Genomic DNA, 2,559 nt, shown 5'->3' with positions numbered 1-2,559 from the left:
CGCCTCGGCCGGTGCACTCACGGCCGTCCTGATGCGGTGGATCACGCTGTGGAGTTGTCGTTGAACAGTCGAAGCACTGCACCGCGAGCGATGCATATATTACATGCCTCTCACCATGCCGGGCGAACGTCCGCCCGTCAAGTCCTTCGGGGTGCCGGTCGGTGACAACTGCTCTGACCGGCGCTGGTTAGAGATTGCTCTGCTGACGCCAGACACTCGACTCCGTACCTGTACGAGTCAGGTACGACTCGATACGGTGAAGTCGTCCCAAGTCGTCCCGACCCACGGGGAGGTTGGTGTGGCGAACGAGCGGTTGCGCGGCGCGATCGTGGACCTCGGCCTGTCCTTAGATGAAGTGGCCGCTCGCCTAGGCGTCGCATCCAAGACGGTGGAGCGCTGGATCAACGAGCCCGACCGCAAGCCCTATCGGCGATTCCAGTACGCAGTCGCCTCACTGCTCAAAGTTGAGGTCTCGTACCTGTGGCCGGATGAGCGCACATCCGCGCAAGTCACCGCGTCGGGCAACGCCGAGGTGGTCAAGCTCTATCCGCATCGCTCAGTGGTGATGCAGAGCTTGTGGCCCACCCTCTACGCGCAGGCAACGCAGCATTTCGACGTGTTGGTGTACTCCGGGTTTTGGCTGACCGAGGATCCAGCCTTCCTCAGAGTGGTGAAAGAGAAGTCTGCCGCCGGTGTCCCGATCCGCTTCATGCTCGGCGACCCGGAGTGCGAAGCAGTCGCCGTACGCGGCAGGGATGAAGGGATCGGCGCGGCCATGGCGGGGAAGATCCGCAACGCTCTCATCAACTACAGCGGGCTTTTCGGCCTACCGGGAGTGGAATTCCGACTTCACGAAACCACCCTCTACAACTCAATTTATCGGTCCGATGACGAGATGCTGGCGAATGGTCATCTCTACGGCGTCGGCGCATATTTGGCCCCTGTGCTTCACCTGCAAAGAGTCCCGGGCGGAGAGCTTTTCGACTCGTACGCGGAGAGCGTCGAAAGAGTCTGGGAGTCAGCCCGTCCCATCTCTTCACCTACCGATTGCTGAGGCACCACGCATGAGTCGAATCGACTACTATCGCGACCCCAACGCCCCTACGGCTAACTCCGTCGTCCCATCCGTGACAGCTGTCGTCTGCGACGACAGCGGGCGTCTGCTGCTCATCCACAAGACTGATAATGACCGCTGGGCACTGCCCGGTGGTGGGCATGACGTCGGCGAGGACGTGGCGCACACGGTAGTGCGTGAAGTCGAAGAAGAGACCGGAATTTCTGTAGTTGTTGAGGATATTGTGGGGCTCTACACCGACCCTCAGCACGTCATGGCGTACGACGACGGCGAAGTACGCCAACAGTTCTCCATTTGCTTTCACGCGCGTCCAGTTGGCGGTGCATTGCGCACAAGCTCTGAATCCAAAGAGGTCCGCTGGGTTCCCCCAACGGACCTCGAAAAACTGGACATCCACCCGTCAATGCGGCTCCGGATCACGCACGGTCTTGACCGAACACGGACTGCTCCGTACATCGGTTAGCTTGATTCACCCACAGCCGTGAGGCGACTCTCGACACGCCGTACAGATGCGTGAATCTCGGGGGCAGCCCGCTGAATGAAGCGGCCCACGATGGTATCCGGCCCGTATCGGCTGACGATCTCGGAGACACGAGCGTCCGACGTCGTGTGAGAACCGTCCGGAGTCGTCGTCATGTCACAGAAGATCAGCGCATCGACAAGCTCTGGCCGCTCCAACTCGAATTCGCCAGCCAACTCCGCTCGGAGTCCACGCTCTTCAGCTTCCAGCAAAGCGCAAGAATGGTGCGCAACGAGGCGGACAACCCGATCGTCCATGCCTTCCTGATCACGAAGGAACCGGGCTCCATCGAGAGGATGGAAGCCGGTTGACGCGATCAGCGGCGAGTACCCGATGTCGTGCAAGACAGCCGCCGCTTCCATCAGAAGAGCGTCGTCCCCCAGGATCGACTGAAGCGAGCGGGCGCGTTCCGCGACTCCGAGAGAGTGGGACCAACGCCGGGGCAGGGGTTCCGACAGCAGCGATTCAGCGAGGCCATACGCCCGCTCAGTGAGATCCATGGTGACCAAGGCTACGAGCCAGACGCCGTGATCGGGAGAGCGCGCACTTTGCGCCGGCGGCTTGCGCCCATCGCGATGAGGCCCCGCCCCTCCATCTGGGCGATCGCCGAGCGCACCGCGGTACGCGAGACTGCGAACCGCTCACACAATTCCTTCTCGGAGGGGAAGGGGTCTCCGACCTGGACTCCGTCAGCGCGGAGAAGATCCGTCACTCGATCAACCAACGGACGACGGTCACCCGTCCCAGCCACGTACCAGCCAGCCCCTTGCACAGACTCGATAACGTCGTCCGCCTTGAGTGCCTTGAGCGCTCGCCCGATGGTGCTGCGGCCAACGCCGTAGGTGCTCATGAGCTCCGCCTCGGAGGGCAGACTTTCGCTGATCTCGCCCTCTTCGATCTTCCGACGTAGAGACTCCGAGATCTGCAAGTACGTACCTCGCGGACTGGCCTGCGGCACGCTCTA

The 2,559-nt window shown here is 61.7% G+C and carries 4 protein-coding genes; 2 read left to right on the top strand and 2 right to left on the bottom strand.

The window, feature by feature from the left end; genetic code table 11:
• The first annotated feature begins 298 nt into the window (after positions 1–298).
• Positions 299–1,054, top strand: coding sequence for a helix-turn-helix transcriptional regulator (locus tag AB0D04_RS39445; RefSeq protein WP_362712226.1), 756 nt, complete (start codon positions 299–301; stop codon positions 1,052–1,054).
• 10 nt (positions 1,055–1,064) lie between these two features.
• Positions 1,065–1,538, top strand: a complete 474-nt coding sequence (locus AB0D04_RS39440; protein WP_362712225.1) for an NUDIX domain-containing protein — start codon at positions 1,065–1,067, stop codon at positions 1,536–1,538.
• Here the strand turns inward: AB0D04_RS39440 and AB0D04_RS39435 are convergent.
• The gene (locus tag AB0D04_RS39435) at positions 1,535–2,095 is read right to left on the bottom strand and encodes an HD domain-containing protein (protein ID WP_362712224.1); all 561 of its coding nucleotides are present in this window, start codon (positions 2,093–2,095) and stop codon (positions 1,535–1,537) included. The two genes, AB0D04_RS39440 and AB0D04_RS39435, sit on opposite strands and share 4 nt — an antisense overlap.
• 11 nt (positions 2,096–2,106) lie before the next feature.
• Positions 2,107–2,553, bottom strand: coding sequence for a GntR family transcriptional regulator (locus tag AB0D04_RS39430; protein ID WP_362712223.1), 447 nt, complete (start codon positions 2,551–2,553; stop codon positions 2,107–2,109).
• Positions 2,554–2,559 lie beyond the last annotated feature (6 nt).

The organism is Streptomyces sp. NPDC048483 (genome assembly GCF_040651455.1).
GTDB lineage: Bacteria > Actinomycetota > Actinomycetes > Streptomycetales > Streptomycetaceae > Streptomyces.
The sequence above is the reverse complement of the archived record's forward strand: the minus strand, read 5'-3'. Positions and strand labels throughout refer to the sequence as shown.